The following is a 22,376-nucleotide window of genomic DNA, read 5'->3' as shown; positions in this document are numbered from 1 at the left end:
GTCATTGCCCGAATAAGAAGAATTAAGGCAATACCTGACTTTTGCCAGATTCCTTGAATTTCAAACCTGCAGCTTGTTTCTATGGTTTCTTCCTAAAGCTGAATCCAATCATTGGACTTACTGATTAATCAAAGGGTTTCCCCTCAAGCGCTCGACCGCCAAATTAATAAATGCTCGGACCTTGGCGTTGGCCTGTCGCCCTTCTAGATGAAGAATACTTACTGGAAGTGGTTCTGATTCATACTCGCGTAAGATGCGCCTCAAAGTTCCAGCTTGAAGTTCCTCACCAACTTGGTAAGACATTAAACGTGTAATGCCGAACCCCTGCTTAGCTGCCTCAATAGCTACTCCGTTTTGGTTGCAATGCAGACGAGGGAAAACCTTCACAGATAGTTTCTCTTTGGATGATTCAAACTGCCAAGTTGTTGAAGGCTCAACTGTGGATGCAAGTATTATTTCGTGGTTTAGAAGATCAGCGGGGCTTTCCGGCGTACCATGTTTGTCCAAGTATTCAGGCGACCCACAGACAATCCGCTGGATACTCCCGACCTGAACGGCAAACATGCTCGAGTCTTTGAGATGCCCAATTCGGATTGCTACATCCAAGTCTTCGTCTAGTAGATTTCCAACACGATCATAGAACGTAGCCCGTACCTCTACTTCAGGGTTGTGCTGGAGATATTCAGTCAGAATTGGAGCTATGTATTTTTGGCCAAACAAAACAGGCGCTGTGACAGACAATACACCTTTGGGAGTAACATAACTTCCTGATGCGGCAGCTTCAGCTTGTTCCAGATCTTCCAGGATACGTTTGGCATCGACGAAAAAGCGTATACCAGAATCAGTGAGTCGAACGTGCCGGGTAGTTCGATAGAACAGGCGAACACCTAAAGTGTGTTCGAGATGGGCGATCGAGCGCGTAACAGTTGGTGGCGACAGATCCAGATTCCGGCTAGCCGCAACGAAGCTTTGGCATTCCGCTGCTTCGACAAAAACTCGCATTGTCTCCAGTTTATCCATTACACATTACCGAGAAATCAAAACCTCATTATTTCATTATTTGTAATAAACAATTATCAAATTGTCCAATTATTCCAATTTTGGTTAATTGTATATTGAATAACGAAACAACATAAAAGCCTCAACATAACTTAGGAGAATAACATGTCTCGAATTCCTACTCCGGCATCAATCGACGCAGCGCCGGAAGCGTCAAAAGCTTCTCTTCAAGCGGTTAACAACATGTTGGGAGCAGTACCCAACATGTTTCGACTAATTAGCAACAGTCCACAAACCCTTGAAGGCTATCTGAGCCTTAACGGTGCACTTGGAAACGGTTCTGTAGACGCTCCAACTCGCGAGCGCATTGCATTAGCCGTTGCTGAAATCAATGGTTGTGGATACTGTCTGGCAGCACACAACTATCTTGGTACCAATTTAGCCAAATTGAGTGCTGAAGAAGTTGAAGCCAATCGTCGCGGTTCATCAAGCGATCCCAAAGCTGCAGCTGCAGTAGATTTCGCAGTAAAAATAACTAAAAACCGTGGTCAAGTTTCAGACACTGACGTTCACACTATCCGTGACGCCGGATATTCAGATGCCGAAATCCTTGAGATTGTTGGTCACGTTGCGCTGAATACCCTGACGAATTACATCAATGAAGTTTTGGGGACAGAGATTGACTTCCCGACGGTCAACGCACTGTAGCACGATTTCTCAATAAGGCGGCGTTCTCCGTCGCCTATTGTTCTTTATGAATATTTGGTTACTATCCTAGACAGCTTGTGGCTGATAGCTCCTACCGCGACTACTTTAAAAGCAGTACGCAAAGTAAGGAGACTATCATGCGTAAGTTTGTACTTGGATCAATCTTGGCAACCAGTGTCATATTGGCTTCGCCGTATACCTTTGCCAGAGATCAGATAAGCATCGTCGGCTCATCTACTGTCTATCCTTTTGCGAACTCTATTAATTCTCCGCAAATGGATGTATCTATCCAAGAACTCTACATGGCGTTAGCGAAGGTACTTCCGAATGAAAACGGCAACTTGTCCTAGAACACTTCGCCTCCCTTATGCCAATATCAGACACGGGCACAACCTTTTCAACTATCAAACCCAAGTTAGGCGTGATTGTTCTGTTACGGGCTTGTTCATGCGCATCATAAGCAATACCTCCGTTAAAAAATCGGCGAGGTTCTAAGCCTAGCCGTTTTTAACACTGACTATCACTACGAAAGTTTAAACGTTGCCACCTTGTCCGTTAGTTCTTGCGCTTGTAGTTTCAGCTTGGTTGACTCTTGCGAGCTTTCTTGAGTACTGATGACAAGCTCATCGGCCACATCTTTAATAGAGGTGATGTTTTGCGTGATCTCACCTGTTACGTGTGTCTGCTCTTCCGCTGCTGTCGCAATTTGTGTTGCCATATCACTGATCAACGAAACCGCTTCATGAATTTCACTCAACGCATTCGTTGCTTGGTCTGCGTCTGATACCGACGTGTTTGCCAAGTTAGAGCTACTATCCATTAAACTCACCGCTCGTGTTGTAGTATGCTGAAGAATATCAATCGTCGCTTTGATCTCTTCTGTGGACGCATGAGTACGCTGTGACAGTACTCGAACTTCATCCGCTACCACGGCAAAACCGCGACCTTGCTCACCAGCGCGTGCTGCTTCGATTGCCGCGTTAAGGGCCAGTAGGTTTGTTTGCTCTGCAATACCTTGAATGGTCGAAAGGACGGTAGAAATCTCTTGCGCGTGGCGATCCAACTCACTGATAACGGAGCTTGCTTCGGCAAGCTCCGTCGCAAGACTGTTGATAGAACCCTTAGTGCGTTGAACCAAAGACTGACCGTTGTTCGTACTCGCGGTTGAATCCTGAGCCGCGTTGGCAGTTTGTTCAGCATGAGAGGCGATTTCACGGGTAGCACTCGCTAACTCTGTTACCGCTGTTGCGACCATTGTGATCTCTTGCTGCTGCTGATGGATCTCAGAAACGGCGTTGTTCGAACGCTGGGTGTTGTTGTCTGACTGCTCATTGATGAGGTGTGCTTGCTCACGAATATGACCAATCAATTTTTGTAGACTACCCACAAAGGTATTGAAGTTGTTTGCCAGGCGGCCTACTTCATCGCCACTCTCCAGTTCAATACGCTGAGTAAGATCACCACTACCATTGGCGATCTGCTCCAGCGCTTGAGAAACATTGTTTAACGGTCTAAACAGGATGCTACATAGCAGGTTGAACAGCAGAGTACAAATAACAACCACGATTGCTGTTGCTAACACTTGACCCCATACCGCATCAAATAAAGGCGCAACCAAAGAACCGTAGTTGATAATGGTTACTGTTGTTAGTGCTGTTCCATCAATTTTTTGAGCGTACAGAACATACTCTTCACCTGCGATTGAAATAGACTCCCCGTGACCACTGCGTGAAGCGCTTTGGATGGTCTTGAATTCCAACCCTAGCTGACTAACGGGTTGGTTGAGAAGCTTAGTCTCTTTATGGGTAAAAATATTGCCCTTCTCATTGGCAATGAACATGTAGCCGTCACCTGGAAGGATCACTTTGTCCATGCTGTTAAGAATATCGGTGATCTCAACATCCGCACCCAGTACCACTTGCTGACCATGTAGATTGAGCGCCTTACCCAGTGAAACAACGTTTGCGCCAGTAGCAGCGGCAACTGTTGGGTTATCCATAAAGACTTTGTTCGGGTCTGCGACAGCATTGATGTACCAACCCCACTTACGCGGATCATCATTCCCTGGCGGTAGTATAACGCCATTCGCATTTTCTTGACTACCGTCTGGATAAGCCAAGAATACGTTGTCGAAAGCAGCCGAGTGACTAATTTGTTTTAGGTGCGTAACGATTGCGGCTTTATCTACCTCTTGAGACAGCGAAGTCAACGCACGCTCTTTTGATAGTAACCAGTCAGCCACGTATTGATTGTAAGATGCCGTTGTACTCTCAAGGCGCTGCTCAACTTCTGCATCCATGCGGCTTAGCGAAGCGTTGAATGAAAGTGCTTCTACCAGTAGTCCCCCGACTATAATGGCAGTACTCGCTGAAATCGCGAGTTTGTTTTTAAGTGACAGTTTCTTAAACATTGGAAACCTTTTTATAGCGTCATGTTCAGTTCCAAATGGAACAAGCGAAAAGTACCGTAAATATAATTTCAAAGCGTGAATTAAATAATGACCGAAGTCTAGTTTTTTAAAGTTGTAACGCTCAGATATTCATGAAACTGTAATCCAATTCCCAATATTTATGTCGTTGCACAATCATATAAACCTACCAATGCTCTGGCTTATTGAACCCTGTAGCACATTTAGATTGAGCATTAATTTTACCTTTCGGTTTGACAAGATTTGTCAACACGCATACTTGAAAGAGGTTTTTGGCTATATCGATGCCGACAACTTTAATAGACATGATGATTACTCCTGTTCTTACTGGTTGCACCATTAGTTTGGTACAACGGTGCTAGAAGGGGGTGCGTCCATCACATCAAAGCCATTAGTCGCCCTAACTAAGAAGGTTGGCTCAGCCTTCAGGCTTTATATCAAAACTCGGAAAATAAAGCCTTAGATGCCCACTACAACCCTAATTCACTTTCATTGATGACTGCACTAACGCTTTTGCTGTGTACCATAACTGATTTGCTTACCTACGTTCTTTAGTTGCACCCCTACCTTATTAAACGCCTTTTGGATAGTTATTGAGACATGCTGGCGACCTTCTCCCACTAAAAATTTTTCTCTATCTTGATTTGTTTCGAATACGCAGACTATTTCTAAGCTTTGTGGAAAAGAAGAGAATTTGACCGTATGAGTCACCCAAAGAAAACCATCGTAGCCTTTTAACGTATCTTCACAAACTTCGGTCAACACGTCTCTAATTAGATTCTCGACCTTCTTATCTGATTTGCGCATGAAGCATACTTCCTATTTAACACCTTTAAAAAGGTTTACAGTTACCCCATTTATGTTCCGCTAGACATCCTAGACAAGTTACAAAGTGACTTGTATCTGAATTTCTGATTCTCGGGAAAAATCATGATGATCTGCCTGCTCACGGTTTCTCTGAGCTTGCATTTCCAACTTTTTTCTCTGTTTATCAACGCTTGCTAGTTTTCGCTCTACTGCTTGTAACTCGGCACTTTTCTGTTCGGAGTAAACATCATGCTTGCGCATCAAGATGGTTAGATGGTTCATCAAGGATGAGCGCTTACCTCAAGACAGAACGCCTCAGTCAATACACATTCTGAACAGGTCACGTTATGTTGATAAATGAGACCGCCTCACACCAAGTAGTCTTTTTCAAAAACTTATGCTTCTTTCCTATGACAGTCCATACGCAACTTGATTTATATTTAGTCGAGTTTTTAGCATATAATAGAAGTAATTTATAAATTGGGAAGTGGTATATGGACATTTCAGAACGACACCCTCTTATACACATAGATAGCACAACAAGACTAGCTCAGTTACTAGCAGATGGAGATCTTGATGGGGTGCACCTTTTTTGTAGTTTTAATTATGAGGCACTAAACCCTAGGGTAATTATGTCTTTGCGCGACAGCAGTTTGCAGTCTATAAGCTTTAATGACGCTCAAACCATATACCCTAAACTTTCAAGGTCAAATGAAAACTTTTGAGCCGTATGATTTTTGGATATCTTGGACAATTGTTCAACATCTTCAAGTGTTGCTTTGCCATATTCCATTGTTTCCTCGATAGTTACAATTTAACATTTAAACGGTAGTTACGTTTACCAAAGCAACACAGAACAGGACTATGCTCAATATTCAGAGGTAATAGGTCGGAAGAAGCTAGAGATTAATGTCTTTTATTTTGTATAAGCAGTAACAAATTTAGATCAACCTGTAATTCGCTAAAGTATAATCGCGATCATTGTAAACCAACTAACAACTGCTCGTCAGATAAATAAACACAACGGCTGATAGTGATTATCAGCCGTTTTTCTTATCCCGAATCTTGTCGCGCTATGTTTGTTAGCTACTCCGCTTCAACAAGTGCAATCTCATCTGATGTGGATTTCTCCAACTTAATTGCAATGAACTTAGAGGTTGGCGTAAAGGTTCTGTCCCCATAGCTGTCCAGTGGTACAAGCGGGTTTGTTTCTGGATAGTAAGCGGCTGCCTGACCAGCAGGAACATCATACGCAACCAACGTAAATCCGCTCACACGGCGCTCCACGCCATCTTCCCATAAAGAAACCATATCCACTTTATCACCGGATTCAAACCCAAGCTTTTTGATATCCGCTTCATTGATGAACAAGACTTCTCGCATGCCAAAAACACCACGATAGCGGTCATTTAAACCATATAACGTTGTGTTGTATTGGTCGTGTGAGCGCATGGTTTGCAGAATAAGATCGGGCTTGTGACCTTTTTCTAATAGCGCTTCACTGATCAGCTGTTTTGGTAGTTCGCTGTCGCTAAACTGTGCTTTGCCACTCGCCGTATTCCATCTGCGCTCAGCGGCTGGGTTCACCAAATGGAAACCACCCGGATTTTTAAGCTTTTGGTTAAAATCTGTAAAACCAGGGATCGTGTCAGCAATCAGATCTCGAACACGATCATAATCTTCTATCGCCCAATTCCAATCAATTGGATGCGTGCCTAGCGTCGCATTTGCAATCCCCGCAATAATTGCAGGCTCTGAACGTAGCGCTTTAGAACGAGGCTTCAGCTGACCATAAGAAATGTGCACCATGCTGAAGGTATCTTCAACCGTTACCCCTTGTGGCCCATTTACCTGAGTGTCAATCTCAGTGCGGCCCAGACAAGGCAGAATCAATGCGTCTTTACCCGTCACTAAATGCGAACGATTGAGCTTAGTCGAAATATGAACGGTTAGATTACAGTTTCGCATTGCATCGTGAGTACGTTCGGTGTCCGGTGTCGCTTGAGCAAAGTTACCGCCTAAACCAATAAATACTTTCGCCTGGCCTTCTTCCATTGCTTTAATAGCTTGAACCGTGTTGTGACCCACACCACGGGGTACTTCAAAATTGAAGCGACGCTCAATGCTATCAAGCAGTTGGTCAGATGGCTTTTCATCGATGCCCATTGTACGGTCACCCTGAACGTTACTGTGTCCACGTACCGGAGAAAGACCTGCGCCCGCCTTACCTACATTACCTCGTAACATTTGCACATTAGCCACTTCTTTAATCGTTGGCACAGAGTGACGATGCTGGGTCAATCCCATCGCCCAGCACATGATCACGCGCTCGGCACGTAAATACATGCGAGTAACCGTTTCAATTTCACTTAGATCTAAGCCAGATTGCTCAGCGATGTGCTCCCACGATGTAGCATCGACTTCTGTTAAGTAGTCATTGATACCTGTGGTGTGCTGTTCGATGAATTCGCGATCGAACACGGCTTTACCACCAGTTTCTAATGCTTCACGCTCCCATTGTAACAGGAACTTCGCAATACCACGGAACACTGCCATGTCACCACCAAGTGCAGGACGCAAATACGCCGTATTGGTTGGCTCTGAACCGTTGCTAAGCATTTCTATCGGTACTTGTGGGTTTTGAAAGCGTTCCAAACCACGCTCTTTTAATGGGTTGAAACAGATAACTTGCGCACCACGTTTAACCGCTTCGCGCAGTGGCTCCAGCATACGCGGGTGGTTCGTTCCGGGGTTTTGACCAATAACGAAAATAGCGTCCGCTTTTTCAAAGTCATCAAAAATAACCGTGCCTTTACCGACACCAACTGTGTCTTTCATTCCCAGAGCACTGGCTTCGTGACACATGTTTGAGCAATCAGGAAAATTGTTGGTGCCGAATGCGCGTACAAACAATTGGTACAAAAACGCGGCTTCATTGCTGGCACGGCCCGAAGTGTAAAACTCCGCTTGATGTGGCGATTCCAGGTCATTGAGGTGTTTCGCCACCAGTTCAAATGCATCGTCCCAAGAGACTGGGACATAGTGATCGGACTCTGCGTCATATCTCATTGGGTGCGTGATACGCCCTTGATATTCGAGCCAGTAATCAGTTTGAGTAGAAAGAGAGGACACACTATGGTTAGCGAAAAATTCCGGATCAACTAAACGATTGGTCGCTTCCCAGTTGACGGCCTTTGCGCCATTTTCGCAAAAGTTCACTTTACCGCTTTCTGGTGACTCACCCCAAGCACATCCAGGGCAATCGAAACCGCCATTTTGGTTGGTTTTCATCATGGTACGGATGTTTTTCACCGCATTTTCGCTTCCCCACCAGCTTCTGGTTACCGCTTTAAGCGCACCCCAACCACCAGCAGGACCGTTATATTGTTTTATTTTTTCTTTTTGGCTCACGACTTTACTCCTCGTATATAGGAACAACAGCAAACAGGCTGCCCTAGAAAACAAGCGCGTTATGTCGCGGGAGTGATGAAGGGGCGTTTTTCAATCTGGACAAGTAACGGCTCGTATGGATGAAGCCTTCACTTGTCCAGATTGTATGAGTTCTGATACCCGTCTACTGTCTCAGAATGTTCAGACACAATCTTTATTGTTGTGTTTTGATCTGAATCAAAGGTTAAGTCGTTATTTAATATGCGTCCAATTGATATCCCTGACCGAGTGATAAATAAAATCTATCACGACATCAAGACAAGACATTCATCACATTTTCAATCAATCGAGTTTATCAAAGGAAGCGATTTGTAACCTAATTAAACTGAGATCTAGCCCTCGACTTAGTCATTCCATGGTAATTCATGATAGACATCATCTATTACTCTATAGATACTTTGAATTTGACCCCATTCCGTTTCGGGAATAACCTTGATTTAGATCAATTTTGAATGTGCTTTTGACCTTGACTTTATGCTATTGAAAACCGTCAGTACAAAGCATGAAGGCCTTCAAAAGCCATATACGTTGCCCTATACAAGCGTGTTGCCCGTTACAGTGACTCATAAAGCAAGGTTAAGTTACCCAAGATGGATATCAAACAACTTAAATACCTGATTGCTCTTGAGCAAACCAAACATTTTGGTCAGGCGGCGGCGTTGTGTCATATCACTCAGCCGACACTCTCAATGAGATTGAGAAGCTTAGAAGAAGAGCTAGATTTAGAATTAATCCAAAGAAGTCAACGCTTTGAAGGCTTTACGGAAGCTGGAGAGCGTATTTTAGCCTGGGCAAAAACGGTATTGGCCGCGCATGATGGTTTACAAGCAGAGGCAGCCAATTGCCGAGGACAACTGGTCGGTTCGCTTAGGCTGGGTATGGTGCCTTTAGCCAGTCAAAACCCTATGCAGCTGATCAAACCGCTCGCGGAAGCGTTCCCGGAATTACAATTTCAGATCCTGTCGATGACGACAGAGCAGATCATAGACCAGCTCAATCGTAACCAACTGGACTTAGGCATGTGCTACGTCGACCAAGTCAACACGGCCTATTTTGACGTTATTGAACTGGACTCGACAAAATTAGGCGTATTATTTGACGAGCGATATTTTGATTTTGCCGAATCAGAAGTGATGTGGGAGTCATTGAACAGTATACCGCTTGGCTTGCTATCGAAAGGGATGCATTACCGTCACTCGATAGATATAAGCTTTATTAGCAAAGGGCTGGTACCTCAAACGGTCATTGAAAGTAACTCCACGTTTCACCTTGTCCAGGCGGTTACCAGCGGCCTTTGTTGTGCCATCATGCCTAGAAACTGTGGCTTGGAAGAGCTCAACGATTCGCTAAAAATCATCCCGATTGAAGAAGCGGCCGTTCATGCACCTTTAGGTTTGCTAAAACGTAAACAAGAGCCTTTCTCTGCACTCACAGATCAGTGCTTTTCCATCGCAAAAACCATATTTAATTAATTGATAATGCGCACGAGCTAAACGAACGTGGCGTATGAGGTGATTTCATGAGATGTACCACTCAATCTTACTTTGAACTGTCGGATTTCAATCAGGCCCCGCCTCAGCCAAACGCGTTTAACTATCGTGAAATGGAAGATGGCCGTCCTTTGCAGCAAACTTCGCTTGCGAGTGAGTCGGCGCTGGCAATTAGTTATAACGGGATTAGCCAAGCTGTAATGATGGTGACTCCGGGGCACTTAGAAGACTTTGTTAAAGGGTTCAGTCTCAGTACAGGAATCATCAACGATTTTAAAGAGATTAAAGATATTGAAATCGGCGGTGACAACGAATCGCATTACGCGGAAGTGGAAATCAGTAACCGAGCGTTCTGGTCGTTAAAAACGCAGCGCAGAAACCTGGCAGGTACGACGGGATGTGGCATTTGTGGTGTTGAAGCGTTGGAGCAGGCCTTACCTGATCTAGAGCCGCTTTCCCCTTCTCTGCCGCCTCGTCCTGGTGCTTTTGACGGATTAAGAGAGAAAGTCGCTTTACATCAAGATGCCGCGCGTGAATCCGGCGCTCTTCATGCTGCACTGTTTGCCGATTTACAGGGAAATATCGTGACATGCCGAGAGGATATTGGTCGTCACAACGCGTTAGATAAACTCATCGGCGCGATAGCTAATAATCACATCGTACCACAAAGTGGCTTCGCCATCATGACGAGCCGTTGTAGTTTAGAGTTGATCCATAAAGCGGTACGTGCGCGCATCCCTACGCTGGTTTGCCTTTCCGCACCAACCGCATTAACCGTGGAATGGGCAAGAAGAAATCACCTTAATCTGATTCACTTGCCAAAACACGGCGCACCAAGGCTTTATAGCCCAGCGCCGTAATCGAGGAGTATACTCAGTGGAGGTTTGATTCAGTGATAGTACCCTATCAAGATATTAAACCTATCGCTTATAAACGTTGGTTATCCGCGGTATTTGTTGCAAAACGTATAATCAACGTTGTAATCAAGGCTGTAATCACTACAATCTCTGGTTCGATTTTTCAGTGAACGTTTGTATGCCGAAGTTAAACCTAGATAATACCGCCCAACACTCCGCTCTTTCGAATATTGAGACCAGCAGTAAAATCCAATCGGCATTAGACCCGAAATTCCACAAGCCAACGACGCGCCTTTGTTTAAGTCCAAAGCTGTCGCATGGGCACTTAAACCGTCGCTGGGCAGTCCTGGAACAGCTCACGAATAAAGACCTTCTTCTCGATCCTTTTACCCGAGAACATTGTGAGTCATATTCCAACAATATCGAGCATTTCATTGGCACGGTAAATGTGCCCGTTGGTATTGCTGGCCCATTGCGAGTAAACGGCTTGCACGCAAACGATGATTATTTAGTTCCACTAGCAACCACCGAAGCGGCTCTCGTTGCCTCATACAACCGTGGCGCCAACCTAATCACTGCCGCAGGCGGAGCCAGTGCACTCCTACTTAGTGAAGGGGTGAGCCGTACGCCGGTGTTTGGCTTTAACAACCTGGCTGAAGCAGGACAGTTCGTAAGTTGGGTGACAACTCAGTTTGATACCTTTTGCCAAATTGCAGAGTCGACTACCTCTCACGGAAAACTCAAAGACATCAACATCAATATAGAAGGTAACCATGTCTATTTGGTTTTTGAGTATGTCACCGGTGATGCCTCAGGTCAGAATATGGTGACCATAGCGACTAACCAAGTGTTCCATCATATTTTAGCGGTCAGTCCGGTTAAGCCGATTCAAGCTTTTCTTGATGGCAACCTCTCGGGTGATAAAAAGCCAAACGCGCATACTCTGCGGTCTGTGCGTGGCAAAAAAGTTTCAGCCGAAGTCACGATTTCTGCAGAATTAGTCAAGAAGTACCTGCATACAACGCCAGAATCAATGGCTCAGTTTACCCATATGAGCACCGTGGGTGGTTTATTGAGTGGCACTATCGGCGTCAATGCCCATTACGCTAACGCACTCGCTGCACTTTATATTGCATGCGGTCAGGATGCAGCTTGCGTCGCTGAATCCGCGATAGGTATTACCCGAATGGAGGTTGATTCAAAAGGTAATCTATACGCTAGCGTTACTCTACCGAATATTATGGTGGGCACTGTTGGTGGTGGCACAGGGCTTCCTACACAAAAAGCTTGTCTGGATATTCTCGGCTTGCACGGAAGTGGCAAAGCCAAAGCTCTTGCCGAAGTCACTGCTGCACTATGCCTAGCAGGAGAACTTTCTATTGTCGGCGCATTTTGTGCGGACCACTTTTCCCGTGCCCACCACAAATTAGCACGAAAATGACACCATTTAGCCAAAGAAGGCAGATCTGCTTTATCTGATATTAACTCTCCCACAGAAGAAAATTACCCCTCTCTATTTAATTCAGGTACTCGTTGGTCTTCCCAAGCAACGAGTACCCGTCACTTACTCATCCTCAATGACCTAAAATAGTACTAATTTCATCCGGAACACTTTTTACAGGCGAATTTCGACCTCTATACTCGCTCACTAAGTGAATTGATTTACACTCTTTCTTAGATAAGCGAGTCATTGATGATACGTCAGAACAAGAATGGTATTTCTTATTGGTTATTGGGGTTGCTCGTGACACTCATTGGTTCGATACAACCTATTTATGCAGACAGTGAAACATCGGACGATATTGCTCGTATTCTTTATCAAACGACTTTTGGCCCAACGCCGACACTCATGGTAACCGTCGAAAAACAGGGTATGGAAAACTGGGTCAAGCAGCAGATGCTTCTACCTCCGACTTTTCACCAACCTCTGTATAACACGCCGTTTTCGAAAGGCGCGCAAGCCAATCGTGAAAACGCCTGGTACCAGATCGTCATCACTTCGGATGATCAACTCAGACAACGAATGGCCTTTGCACTCAGTCAGATTCTGGTGGTTTCACGCTATGGAGGCGTCCTGCCCAGCAAACCCACTGGCTTGGCGAACTATTACGATGTACTGGTAAAGCATGCATTTGGTAATTATCGGGATCTGTTATACGAAATCGCGACACACCCCGTGATGGGCAACTATCTATCAATGATGGGAAGTGCCAAGGAGAACCCTGCTACTGGTGCGCTACCAGATGAAAACTTTGCCAGAGAGCTAATGCAACTATTCACAATCGGTCTTTACCAACTTAATCTTGATGGCAGCGCAGTCGTTGATAACAATACAGGTAAACTTGTTCCGACCTACACACAAAACGACGTGCAAGAGTTGGCACGCGCATTTACTGGATGGAAAAGTAGCGATGTTGAGTTTGTGAAGCCTATGCGAGTCGTAAATAGTCTGCACGACTCTAGTGAAAAAACGGTCCTGAATACGATCATTCCTGCGGGGCTTACTGGTGAGGAGGAACTGTCCCAAGTTATCGATATTTTAATGTCCCATCCCAATATCGCTCCATTTATATCAAAACGGTTAATCCAGCGCCTGGTCACTTCCAATCCTAGTCCTGAGTATATAGCCCGTGTTTCAACCGTTTTTAATGATAATGGCAAAGGTATTAAAGGCGACCTAAGCGCAGTGATTACAGCGATACTATTCGATAAAGAAGCAAGGTTAAAATCAGAGCATCAAGCCGAAAAAGTGAAAGAACCCATTTTAGTTTTGACCAACTTTCACCGGGCGGCGGGCTTTACCTTAAATGGAACTCGATATGATGGTGCAACGACCGTTATGAATATCGCAAACCAAGGACCACTGCGCGCGCCTTCTGTATTTAACTTCTACTCTCCTGATTACCAACCATCGAATGAATTTATGCAGTCTTCGATGGTGTCACCTGAATACCAGTTGCTTAATTGGTCCGCCTATACCGATATCGTTAACTTTATGCTCAACGATATTCGAAATGGCGGGGATAGCACTTACAACCTTAACCTAAATGGACTTTATGCCCTACTTGACGACCATCATGCACTTGTCGAACAGATTAACGTGCGATTTTTTGCTGGCACTGCGTCTACCAAACTAAAAGCCCTCATGCTGAACGTACTGGATGATTATCAATCCGAATATACCCCCAAAGCCAAACTCTCAATCGTTATCTTCACCGCTATTTCTGGTGAGGAATTTTATCTTCAATTCTAGGAGTGAAAGATGGATCATTCACGACGTCACTTTATAAAAAGCACAGCCTCGCTTGGCGCTGTTGCATCGATGGGATTGCCAGCCTATTCACTTGCTTCGCCAACCAACGACTTCCGCGCGCTTATTTGTGTTTACTTAATGGGCGGAAACGATGCTATTAATACGATCCTGCCATTATCAGACTTCCACTATAAGCAATATGCAGAAGTAAGAAGCGCTCTTTCCGTCGCCAAAGACGAAATAGTCCCGACCGGACTGAGTGTATTGGATGCAAATGGTAGAAAGGTTCCACTAGGTTTGCATCCTCAACTTGGCATTCTTTCTTCACTTTTTGAACGTGGCGACGCCAATATTGCTGTCAATAGCGGCATTCTCAATCAACCTCTAACCAAACAAGCTATTGAATCTGGCGAGTTACCCTTGCCTGAGCAGCTTTTCTCTCACAACTCTCAAACGGAGTCATGGTTACGAGGAGGAATGGAAGCATCACGTAATTTGGGCTGGGCTGGGCGAATATTGGATGTGTTAAATTCAAACACTGAAATCACTCCCCTTTATAGTGTTCATGGAGAATCGCTCTGGTTGAGGGCAATGGAGCATCGACAGACTGTATTAAAAAAGGATCGCGCCATAAAACTGTCCGCATTAGACAATCTTGTCTATAAAGGGATTTACGGTCGATTACTGTCTCAAAGTACAAATAATCCCTTTAGTACACACTTTCATTTGATGATTGACGAATCGATGAAGATGAGTCAGGTACTCACTGACCAGCTGAACCAAATAGAGGACTCTCCACTCTTCACATCATCAGAACTTGGCAAACAGATGCAAACGGTATTTAAGCTGATTGCCAGTCAGAATGATCTGAACCAAAAGCGTCAAATATTCTTTGTAAACCACAATGGGTATGACCTTCACGATTCTCAACTCGCAAGACACCCAGTGCTCTTAGAAGACTTAGCCACCAATTTATTCGCCATGTATCAGTCGCTAGATAAGCTGGGGATGAGCAAAAATGTCACCTCTTTTACGATGTCGGAGTTTGGTCGTCGAATGACAAGCAATGGCAATGGCACAGACCATGGTTGGGGTGGGCACCAACTGTTGTTAGGTGGCGCGGTCAACAGTAACCAACCTATCGGTACGTGGCCCGAGTTGGTTCTGGGTGGTCAAGACGACTACTCGAGAGGCAGGCTTATTCCAAAAATAGCCGCAGATCAGGTCAGCGCAACACTCGCGCAATGGATGGGCGTCAGCGACAACACCGCACTGGAATACGTTTTTCCTAATATCCGTAACTTTACCGACTCAAATCTTGGCTTTATGTCCTAGTTGAGGAACATAAAAATGGACAATGGAAGGGAGCAGATTTGCTCCCTTGAACAATGATAACGATCAGTTATGCTTCGTTATGGCGACGTTCGTTACAGAGTCGGATTGCACGTTCTAGTAATTCTAGTGCTGACTTATCGCACTCGGGTAACGTTGCGTCACTTTCAGCAATTGGCGTTACACGGTCACCCCATTTAAGGACTGCCGCTCCCCAGGTTAAACCTGCGCCGAAAGCAGCAAGCAGCAGGTTATCACCAGGCTTGACTCGGCCTTGTTCTAACGCTTCACATAATGCGATTGGCACCGTAGCTGCTGACGTGTTGCCATATTTATGAATATTCACAAATGCTTTTTCTTGTGGAATACCTGAAAGGTCACACAAGGTCTGGATGATTCGAATATTCGCTTGATGCGGGATTACAACATCAATTTGTTCTGTTGTAAGCTCGGACTCTTTAAGTACATTCTTCGCTGCTAAGCCCATGCCCTTCACTGCACGTTTAAAGATCTCTTGGCCAACAAAGTTGAAATCCCAGAAACCGTTATCTTCTGCAAAGCGGTCCATGCAAGAACCAAACTCAGGCACCGCGAGTATGTCACGTCCTTTTGCATCACAACCGATTTTAGATTGCAGTAGACCAGTCTCTTTCTCAGTTCGAGATAAAACAACAGCACCTGCTCCATCACCAAACAAGACAGCCGTATCACGCATTGCCCAATCGATGAAAAAAGACAACCTTTCAGCGCCGATAATAATGGCGTGACGGTAATTTCCCGACTGAATCAAACGCGTTCCAGTTTCTAGACCATAAACAAAACCGGTACAAGCCGCATTTAGATCAAAAGCAGCCGCAGAACGAATATCGAGGTTTTGCTGAATCTTGGATGCGATATTGGGGATTAGGGAATCAGGGGAGCACGTCGCGACAATGATCAAGTCAACTTCACTCGCATCGACACCAGCACGAGCTAAAGCGTGCTTTGCGGCGACAGTTGCCATATCAGAGGTGTTTACGTGACTAATGCGGCGGTTTTCGATGCCAGTGCGAGAGCGAATCCACTCATCAGAGGTATCAAGGAATGTACTAAGATCATCATTAGAAAGTACAGTTGGTGGTACACATTTTCCCCAACCTGTAATTTCAGCATAGTAATTTGACATCACAGACCTATTTATTGTTGTAATTTAATTAAGTTTCTTAGAACCTAGATAGGTTCAAATAAGAACTTGCCAGTTAGCAGCAAGTCCAAAGTAAAGAAGAAATTATACGCTTTATGGAGCTGACTGATAAGTCAAGTTTTCACAAAGTTGTCATAAAGGAAGAAGTCATGTCATCGTTTAAAACTCGCTGTCCGTCATGTGGCGGTTTAAATCGTGTACCTAACGAACGCGTTGCAGACAATGCTACGTGTGGTAAATGTAAAAACCCTCTGTTAGATGGCGCGCCGATAGAAGGCACCGTGGAGAACTTTTCCGCGCTATTACAAAGCACTACCCCGGTAGTCGTTGATTTTTGGGCACCTTGGTGTAACCCATGTGTCGGCTTTGCCCCTGTTTTCTCAGATGTCGCAGAGGAAAAAGCGGGAACAGTTCGTTTTGTTAAGATTGATACCGAAGCGCAACAACAACTTGCGGCTCAATTTGGCATTCGTAGCATCCCAACTATCATGGTTTTCAAAAATGGACAGCGTGTTGACATGATCAACGGAGCGCTGCCTAAATCCCAGTTCGAACAGTGGCTGAATCAAGCTGTTACTAAGTGACCTATCAAGCCAGCTGCCTCTTTTAGCTGGCTTTTTATTCCGCAAAATCCCACCTCTTTTTGATAAAGAATATTTGTCGATACGACTTAAATTAATCATTTTACTTGACCAATAATTAGCTTCATATTCGCGCCCAATAACTCCTCGAAAAACTTAAACTAATAGGCGCAAAACAGTGGAAAACCAAGCTTTCCTTCCAACATCACCACGAATCACTGTTCCTGTCATCGCATTGTCTCTTTATGCGGTGGCTTCTGGCTATTTAATGAGTTTGATACCTTTAATGCTTACTGAGCACAACATTTCGGCCGACTACGCGAGTTGGTTGGCAAGCGTGTTTTATGGCGGTTTATTAACGGGTGCTATCTTTTTTGAACGTATCGTACGTTCCGTTGGGCACAGAAACGCATTTATTGCTTGCTTGATGGCTTTCTCGCTAACGATTGTTGCAATGCCTGTATTTGCAAACGGCTTTGTATGGCTAGTTGCGCGTTTTATCGCGGGCATCGCTGTTGCCGGCGTTTTTGTGATTGTTGAGTCATGGCTAATGTCTGGTGACGAAACCTCACGTGCAAAGCGTCTGAGCTTGTACATGCTATCACTTTATGGTGGTTCAGCGTTGGGTCAATTCGGTATTGGCGTACTCGGCGTGAGCGGCGGTGTACCGTTCATCGCGATCACAACGTTAATCTTAATGGCAATACTGGTACTTAAATTCATTGATTGTGAGCAACCCAATAGCCATGAATCAACCGCGTTATCATTCAAGCAGATTACAAAACTCAATCATGCAGCCATCATCGGATGCATTGTTTCTGGATTAACGCTTGGTGCAATATACGGCCTGATGCCTCTTGAGCTTGTTAATCGTGATATCAGCCATCAGCAAGTAGGAACATTGATGGCATTGGTTATTTTAGGTGGTATGGCAATACAACCACTGGTAACGATGTTGAACAAGTTCATGAGCCGCATTATTTTAATGGCGTTTTTCTGCCTGATTGGGATGTTCTCGATCGGTCTGACATTTATTTCTTCATCAACCGAAGTGCTAGCCGCAGCGCTCTTCCTGCTAGGAGCTGCAACTTTCGCGCTCTATCCAATTGCGATTAACCTGGGTTGTGAAGGACTTGAAGACCGTTTTATTGTTTCCGCAACTCAAGTGATGCTGTTTAGCTACAGTGTTGGTTCTGTTGCAGGCCCTGTTGTCGCAGATAGCTTCATGGGACAGGTACATGGGTTGTTAGGTTACCTATTTGCCGCTTTGGTCGCGACATGCCTATACATGTTGCTGGCAGCGACTAAAACAAAACGCCAAATGGCAGCTGGCCTCTGATCATTTATTGCTAAAATCTGAATATAAAAAACGAGAGCAATTCGCTCTCGTTTTTTATTTACTCCGTCGCTTGTAACGATTCGATGCATTTTCAGCAGGTTTGTCTGGAACGTCTCGCTTTTCGTGAAGCAAATGTCTGATCGCTAAAACAGGGTGTTTCAGCAGCATCCTTGGGCCCGAATAGCGCATTATCAAACGCATTTGCTCTTTCGGCTCTGGTTTGTAGCAGTGGATTGGGCATTTGTTGCAGGTCGGCTTATTCTCGCCATAAGGACAACGATCAAGACGCATTTCTGCGTAATCCAACAACTCACGGCATTCAAGGCAAAGAGCATCTTTAGAACCGTGATGAGCCTGACAATATACCTCCACCATCGCTTTAACGGTTTTAAATTCAGTAGCAAGTTTACCGAGTAAAATATCGCTCATTGTATCAGCCAAATTAAAAGTTTGTTTACACTCAATAGAAAGGGAGACAACCGCATAGTGCTCAGGAGTGTAATAAGGAATCCATTAAAGTTGTAACTTGGTGGAAAAATCACTATCCTGCCCCGCTAAATTAAAGGACCAGCACCATGAACCGCAAGAAAAAAATCAATCAGATCTTAAAAGCAAAACAGAAGAAACAAAACGCTAAGCTACATAAGAGTAACAAGCCACGCTACATCTCAAAAGCAGAGCGTGCCAAAATGGAAGCTGAAGAACGAGACCAATTGGCTGAGTCGCCTGAACAAAGTGCAAAAACGGAACCTAGTGACGAAGCATAAAAGAAGCCGCATAACAGCGGCTCTTATCTAACTAGGAAAAATATACTAGTAATCAATTAACTAGGTTGATCTTCATCACTTTTTCCGCAATAAGCTTTTTGTTTTTTGCTAGTCTAGGGCAATTCTCGCAAAGCTCTCTACCTTCACATTTATATACCAAGCAACAACTTTTTCTCACCAACTTCAGTGGATGCTCTACAGATTGCTCATACAGTGAATGCACGTTCTCGGTATCTAAATCAAGTGCTTCAAGCCATAGTACAGCATGCTCTCTTATCATTGCGTTGGTCATTTGTGGAAAGTGCTGCTGCAATCTCATTAATCCAGCCAAAATACCATCTGATATTAATTGATGAGTAAATCCCGGGCGAATCCGGGTCCATTCACTCATTTGGATTTGGTAGTAGTCGAAGAGCGATCTTATCTGAGCCCCAGCGGCGCTTATTAGTGTTTTGTAATCCCCTTGAACCAGAGATTCATCTTCAAATCGATAACCAGTGACAAAACATGGCTTAACAGATTGAGCCATTGCATAAAGGTTCGGTAGAGAACGAAAATGATAAATGGATATCAATGCCACGTACACGGGTTGCCAACATAATAAATCCCAAGTTCTCGTCAGCCAATAAGCTTTGCCCGCTTCCGGATACGCCTCGGAAAGCTGCTGGTATAAATCCTGAATAATTGGGTTAATGTCATTGTCAGTATGAATCTCGCCTTGGTTTACATTGCCCAATTCACCATGCAGATACGGCGTTACAGCATTTGTTGTTTGGAAAAGTTGCGGAAAGAATGACTCGGACATGACTGTTCAGTTTGATTGAAGATAAGCTGTATCTTTATACTTAAATATTAATATAAATGCAAACCATTATCTTTTGCGTTCACTTTTTAAAGCCACACAATTCGATAAAACTCTGTGCCTAGAAACCTGTAGTGACATATTTGGTTACGAAAATCCCGGGGAAATCACAACAATTATTCAAAGTGCGTCGCATTTTTACGCACTAGATGACCTTTTTACAAACACTATCAAAACACATCGATAAACAAATGTTAACAGATGAAGCCTGTAGCGTGAGTTGATACTCGTTCTTGAACATTGTTAATAGTCATATGAAGTAATGTGAACAACATAAAGTACTTTTCCCGAAAATGCAGAAACAATGGAAACAATTGTTTTGCATAAGGAAATCCACTCATGTTGTATCTAGAGTTTCTATTTTTGCTCGTGATGCTATATATCGGCTCACGGTATGGCGGTATCGGGCTCGGGGTCGTTTCTGGCATCGGTCTGGTGATCGAAGTATTCATTTTCAAAATGCCACCAACCTCTCCTCCCGTTACGGTGATGCTAATCATTTTAGCGGTTGTGACATGTGCATCGATCCTTGAAGCGGCTGGCGGTTTAAAATATATGCTGCAAGTCGCCGAGCGCTTGCTGCGTAAAAACCCTAAACGTGTGACCTTGATAGCCCCTTTTGTTACTTACTTTATGACCTTTTTGTTAGGTACCGGCCATGCTGTATATTCAATCATGCCGATCATTGGTGACGTAGCACTTAAAAATGGAATTCGTCCCGAGCGACCAATGGCAGCTGCCTCCGTTGCTTCTCAGATTGCGATCACGGCTTCTCCAATTTCAGCCGCAGTGGTTTACTATTTAGCGCAGTTATCGGATATTCAGCATGAAATTACCCTGCTTTCAATTCTGCTTGTAACGGTACCAGCGACCTTATTTGGTACACTGCTAATGTCACTTTACAGCTTGAAACGTGGTAAAGAGCTAGAAGACGATGAAGAATATCAAAACCGCCTGAAAGATCCGGTGTGGCGTGAAAAGATCTTAACCACAACCGCGACGTCATTAGACGAGGTGCTTCCAACCAGTGCTCGTAATTCCGTACTTATGTTCATTTCGGCTATCTTGGTTATTGTCGTTATCGCGATGTGGCCGGAAGTTCGCACGATAGTCGACGGTGAAAAACCAATCAGCATGGCAGTCGTCATCCAAATGATGATGCTCTGCTTTGGTGGTATTATTCTGCTGGCAACGAAAACCGATCCGCGTAGAGTGCCTGATGGTGTCGTTTTCAAATCGGGTATGGTGGCTGCTATTGCAATCTTTGGTATCGCCTGGATGTCTGATACCTATTTCCAATACGCAATGCCACAATTCAAATCCGGTATTGTTGAGATGGTAACCGACTATCCTTGGACATTCGCACTGGCGCTATTCATCGTGTCTGTAGTGGTTAACTCGCAAGCCGCAACAGCCCGTATGATGCTACCTGTTGGCTTGGGCTTGGGGCTGGATCCTGCCTTGTTGATTGGTTTGATGCCGGCGGTATACGGTTACTTCTTCATCCCTAATTACCCTTCTGATATCGCAACCGTTAACTTCGATACGTCTGGTACGACGAAGATCGGTAAATGGTATTTCAACCACTCATTTATGGCGGTAGGTCTGATTGGTGTGATTGGCGCTTGTTGTTTGGGTTACGTACTAGGGCAAATGATCATCCCATCATAGTTGTTCCAATTTGAATAAAGGCGAGTCATTGTACAAAGCGTACGCCTGAAATGACTCGTCTTTTTTCATGTCTGAAGCTTGCACTCCCGCCATCATCTCTTCTGTTGACTGTTTAAAGCAGAAAATTCTCGTCGATTTCAACGAAAGTGTCTGCACAGTCAATTAGAGTTTGAGATGTCAATTTCGGAACACCGTAAACCGTGACTTTCTTGTTGTAACGCTGTTGAATGCGTTCCACCAGCAAACTAAAGTCACCATCACCGGAAACAAGAATAACTTCATCAACATCAGCAGCAATCTCGATTGCATCTAGAGTAATACCGACGTCCCAGTCACCCTTTGCACTACCGTCACGTCTCTGGATATAAGGCTTTAACATTACCTCAAAACCAACCCCCCTGAGGATATGGTGAAACTGGCGCTGCTTAGGATCATTACTCGCAATCGCATAAGCCTTCGCACTGACGACCTCCTTGCCTTGCGTAGCAACATACCAAAACTGGTTGTAATCGAAGTTACTGCGGTAGGCTTCACGACAGGTGTAATACACGTTCTGTACATCAACCAGAATCGCGATCTTTTGTTTACTTTCCAAAGTCATTTCTTTCTATACATAGTTAGTTTGCTGCCTACCCTAAGCCAGTTTGTA

The 22,376-nt window shown here is 44.5% G+C and carries 21 protein-coding genes; 11 read left to right on the top strand and 10 right to left on the bottom strand.

Features of this window, described 5'->3' with window-relative positions; genetic code table 11:
- Nucleotides 1-117: 117 nt before the first annotated feature.
- The gene (locus tag OO774_RS22075; protein ID WP_264906769.1) at nucleotides 118-1,020 is read right to left on the bottom strand and encodes a LysR family transcriptional regulator; all 903 of its coding nucleotides are present in this window, start codon (nucleotides 1,018-1,020) and stop codon (nucleotides 118-120) included.
- 144 nt (nucleotides 1,021-1,164) lie between these two features.
- On the opposite strand from OO774_RS22075, the gene OO774_RS22070 reads away from it, so the two are divergent.
- The gene (locus tag OO774_RS22070; RefSeq protein WP_264906768.1) at nucleotides 1,165-1,707 is read left to right on the top strand and encodes a peroxidase-related enzyme; all 543 of its coding nucleotides are present in this window, start codon (nucleotides 1,165-1,167) and stop codon (nucleotides 1,705-1,707) included.
- Between the two features lie 137 nt (nucleotides 1,708-1,844).
- Nucleotides 1,845-2,057, top strand: a complete 213-nt coding sequence (locus tag OO774_RS22065) for a hypothetical protein (RefSeq protein ID WP_264906766.1) — start codon at nucleotides 1,845-1,847, stop codon at nucleotides 2,055-2,057.
- Between the two features lie 173 nt (nucleotides 2,058-2,230).
- Here the strand turns inward: OO774_RS22065 and OO774_RS22060 are convergent, their stop codons facing one another.
- The 5 genes from OO774_RS22060 to OO774_RS22040 form a co-directional block, all read right to left on the bottom strand.
- Nucleotides 2,231-4,117, bottom strand: a complete 1,887-nt coding sequence (locus OO774_RS22060; RefSeq protein WP_264906764.1) for a methyl-accepting chemotaxis protein — start codon at nucleotides 4,115-4,117, stop codon at nucleotides 2,231-2,233.
- 184 nt (nucleotides 4,118-4,301) lie between these two features.
- Complete coding sequence (locus tag OO774_RS22055; RefSeq protein WP_264906763.1) at nucleotides 4,302-4,442, bottom strand: hypothetical protein; 141 nt, start codon at nucleotides 4,440-4,442, stop codon at nucleotides 4,302-4,304.
- Nucleotides 4,443-4,639: 197 nt separating this feature from the next.
- Entirely contained in the window at nucleotides 4,640-4,942 is a 303-nt protein-coding gene (locus OO774_RS22050; RefSeq protein ID WP_264906761.1) for a Fis family transcriptional regulator, read from the bottom strand.
- Nucleotides 4,943-5,020: 78 nt separating this feature from the next.
- Nucleotides 5,021-5,227 (bottom strand): hypothetical protein, encoded by a 207-nt coding sequence (locus tag OO774_RS22045; RefSeq protein ID WP_264908740.1) that lies wholly within the window; start codon nucleotides 5,225-5,227, stop codon nucleotides 5,021-5,023.
- An 801-nt stretch (nucleotides 5,228-6,028) separates the two neighbouring features.
- Nucleotides 6,029-8,353 (bottom strand): FdhF/YdeP family oxidoreductase, encoded by a 2,325-nt coding sequence (locus OO774_RS22040; protein ID WP_264906760.1) that lies wholly within the window; start codon nucleotides 8,351-8,353, stop codon nucleotides 6,029-6,031.
- Nucleotides 8,354-8,982: 629 nt separating this feature from the next.
- Here OO774_RS22040 and OO774_RS22035 point away from each other — a divergent pair.
- The 5 genes from OO774_RS22035 to OO774_RS22015 all read left to right on the top strand — a co-directional run bounded on the left by OO774_RS22035 (nucleotide 8,983) and on the right by OO774_RS22015 (nucleotide 15,327).
- Nucleotides 8,983-9,864, top strand: a complete 882-nt coding sequence (locus OO774_RS22035) for a LysR family transcriptional regulator (protein ID WP_264906759.1) — start codon at nucleotides 8,983-8,985, stop codon at nucleotides 9,862-9,864.
- 47 nt (nucleotides 9,865-9,911) lie between these two features.
- Nucleotides 9,912-10,742, top strand: coding sequence for a formate dehydrogenase accessory sulfurtransferase FdhD (fdhD, locus tag OO774_RS22030; protein WP_264906757.1), 831 nt, complete (start codon nucleotides 9,912-9,914; stop codon nucleotides 10,740-10,742).
- Nucleotides 10,743-10,917: 175 nt separating this feature from the next.
- Nucleotides 10,918-12,180, top strand: a complete 1,263-nt coding sequence (locus OO774_RS22025) for a hydroxymethylglutaryl-CoA reductase (protein WP_264906755.1) — start codon at nucleotides 10,918-10,920, stop codon at nucleotides 12,178-12,180.
- 252 nt (nucleotides 12,181-12,432) lie between these two features.
- Nucleotides 12,433-13,992 carry a DUF1800 domain-containing protein gene (locus OO774_RS22020; protein WP_264906752.1) on the top strand — a complete coding sequence of 520 codons (1,560 nt, stop codon included), beginning with the start codon at nucleotides 12,433-12,435 and terminating at the stop codon, nucleotides 13,990-13,992.
- 9 nt (nucleotides 13,993-14,001) lie between these two features.
- Nucleotides 14,002-15,327, top strand: a complete 1,326-nt coding sequence (locus tag OO774_RS22015) for a DUF1501 domain-containing protein (protein ID WP_264906751.1) — start codon at nucleotides 14,002-14,004, stop codon at nucleotides 15,325-15,327.
- A 67-nt stretch (nucleotides 15,328-15,394) separates the two neighbouring features.
- Here the strand turns inward: OO774_RS22015 and OO774_RS22010 are convergent, their stop codons facing one another.
- Entirely contained in the window at nucleotides 15,395-16,489 is a 1,095-nt protein-coding gene (locus tag OO774_RS22010; RefSeq protein ID WP_264906749.1) for a ketoacyl-ACP synthase III, read from the bottom strand.
- Nucleotides 16,490-16,656: 167 nt separating this feature from the next.
- On the opposite strand from OO774_RS22010, the gene trxC reads away from it, so the two are divergent.
- Both trxC and OO774_RS22000 read left to right on the top strand, forming a co-directional pair.
- Entirely contained in the window at nucleotides 16,657-17,091 is a 435-nt protein-coding gene (trxC, locus tag OO774_RS22005) for a thioredoxin TrxC (protein ID WP_264906748.1), read from the top strand.
- Between the two features lie 175 nt (nucleotides 17,092-17,266).
- Nucleotides 17,267-18,427 (top strand): MFS transporter, encoded by a 1,161-nt coding sequence (locus OO774_RS22000; RefSeq protein ID WP_264906746.1) that lies wholly within the window; start codon nucleotides 17,267-17,269, stop codon nucleotides 18,425-18,427.
- Between the two features lie 54 nt (nucleotides 18,428-18,481).
- Here the strand turns inward: OO774_RS22000 and OO774_RS21995 are convergent, their stop codons facing one another.
- Nucleotides 18,482-18,856 (bottom strand): nitrous oxide-stimulated promoter family protein, encoded by a 375-nt coding sequence (locus tag OO774_RS21995; protein WP_263839603.1) that lies wholly within the window; start codon nucleotides 18,854-18,856, stop codon nucleotides 18,482-18,484.
- Between the two features lie 146 nt (nucleotides 18,857-19,002).
- Between OO774_RS21995 and OO774_RS21990 the strand changes: the two genes are divergently transcribed.
- Entirely contained in the window at nucleotides 19,003-19,194 is a 192-nt protein-coding gene (locus tag OO774_RS21990) for a DUF2986 domain-containing protein (RefSeq protein WP_264906743.1), read from the top strand.
- Between the two features lie 52 nt (nucleotides 19,195-19,246).
- On the opposite strand, the gene OO774_RS21985 is transcribed toward OO774_RS21990, so the two are convergent.
- Complete coding sequence (locus tag OO774_RS21985; RefSeq protein WP_264906741.1) at nucleotides 19,247-19,999, bottom strand: siderophore ferric iron reductase; 753 nt, start codon at nucleotides 19,997-19,999, stop codon at nucleotides 19,247-19,249.
- A 396-nt stretch (nucleotides 20,000-20,395) separates the two neighbouring features.
- On the opposite strand from OO774_RS21985, the gene OO774_RS21980 reads away from it, so the two are divergent.
- On the top strand, nucleotides 20,396-21,727 hold the full coding sequence (locus tag OO774_RS21980) for an anaerobic C4-dicarboxylate transporter (protein WP_264906739.1): 1,332 nt from the start codon (nucleotides 20,396-20,398) through the stop codon (nucleotides 21,725-21,727).
- Between the two features lie 112 nt (nucleotides 21,728-21,839).
- Here OO774_RS21980 and OO774_RS21975 read toward each other — a convergent pair whose 3' ends face one another.
- A complete protein-coding gene (locus tag OO774_RS21975) occupies nucleotides 21,840-22,328 on the bottom strand; it encodes an NYN domain-containing protein (RefSeq protein WP_264906737.1) in 489 nt (162 codons plus the stop codon).
- Nucleotides 22,329-22,376: the final 48 nt, after the last annotated feature.

The organism is Vibrio sp. STUT-A11 (genome assembly GCF_026000435.1).
Taxonomy (GTDB): domain Bacteria; phylum Pseudomonadota; class Gammaproteobacteria; order Enterobacterales; family Vibrionaceae; genus Vibrio.
The sequence above is the reverse complement of the archived record's forward strand: the minus strand, read 5'-3'. Positions and strand labels throughout refer to the sequence as shown.

Bases quoted from the DNA above. Each gene is read 5' to 3' on its own strand.
- OO774_RS22075 (WP_264906769.1), bottom strand. From the start codon at position 1,020: ATGGATAAACTGGAGACAATGCGAGTTTTTGTCGAAGCAGCGGAATGC.
- OO774_RS22070 (WP_264906768.1), top strand. From the start codon at position 1,165: ATGTCTCGAATTCCTACTCCGGCATCAATCGACGCAGCGCCGGAAGCG.
- OO774_RS22065 (WP_264906766.1), top strand. From the start codon at position 1,845: ATGCGTAAGTTTGTACTTGGATCAATCTTGGCAACCAGTGTCATATTG.
- OO774_RS22060 (WP_264906764.1), bottom strand. From the start codon at position 4,117: ATGTTTAAGAAACTGTCACTTAAAAACAAACTCGCGATTTCAGCGAGT.
- OO774_RS22055 (WP_264906763.1), bottom strand. From the start codon at position 4,442: ATGTCTATTAAAGTTGTCGGCATCGATATAGCCAAAAACCTCTTTCAA.
- OO774_RS22050 (WP_264906761.1), bottom strand. From the start codon at position 4,942: ATGCGCAAATCAGATAAGAAGGTCGAGAATCTAATTAGAGACGTGTTG.
- OO774_RS22035 (WP_264906759.1), top strand. From the start codon at position 8,983: ATGGATATCAAACAACTTAAATACCTGATTGCTCTTGAGCAAACCAAA.
- fdhD (WP_264906757.1), top strand. From the start codon at position 9,912: ATGAGATGTACCACTCAATCTTACTTTGAACTGTCGGATTTCAATCAG.
- OO774_RS22025 (WP_264906755.1), top strand. From the start codon at position 10,918: ATGCCGAAGTTAAACCTAGATAATACCGCCCAACACTCCGCTCTTTCG.
- OO774_RS22020 (WP_264906752.1), top strand. From the start codon at position 12,433: ATGATACGTCAGAACAAGAATGGTATTTCTTATTGGTTATTGGGGTTG.
- OO774_RS22015 (WP_264906751.1), top strand. From the start codon at position 14,002: ATGGATCATTCACGACGTCACTTTATAAAAAGCACAGCCTCGCTTGGC.
- OO774_RS22010 (WP_264906749.1), bottom strand. From the start codon at position 16,489: ATGTCAAATTACTATGCTGAAATTACAGGTTGGGGAAAATGTGTACCA.
- trxC (WP_264906748.1), top strand. From the start codon at position 16,657: ATGTCATCGTTTAAAACTCGCTGTCCGTCATGTGGCGGTTTAAATCGT.
- OO774_RS21995 (WP_263839603.1), bottom strand. From the start codon at position 18,856: ATGAGCGATATTTTACTCGGTAAACTTGCTACTGAATTTAAAACCGTT.
- OO774_RS21990 (WP_264906743.1), top strand. From the start codon at position 19,003: ATGAACCGCAAGAAAAAAATCAATCAGATCTTAAAAGCAAAACAGAAG.
- OO774_RS21985 (WP_264906741.1), bottom strand. From the start codon at position 19,999: ATGTCCGAGTCATTCTTTCCGCAACTTTTCCAAACAACAAATGCTGTA.
- OO774_RS21980 (WP_264906739.1), top strand. From the start codon at position 20,396: ATGTTGTATCTAGAGTTTCTATTTTTGCTCGTGATGCTATATATCGGC.
- OO774_RS21975 (WP_264906737.1), bottom strand. From the start codon at position 22,328: ATGACTTTGGAAAGTAAACAAAAGATCGCGATTCTGGTTGATGTACAG.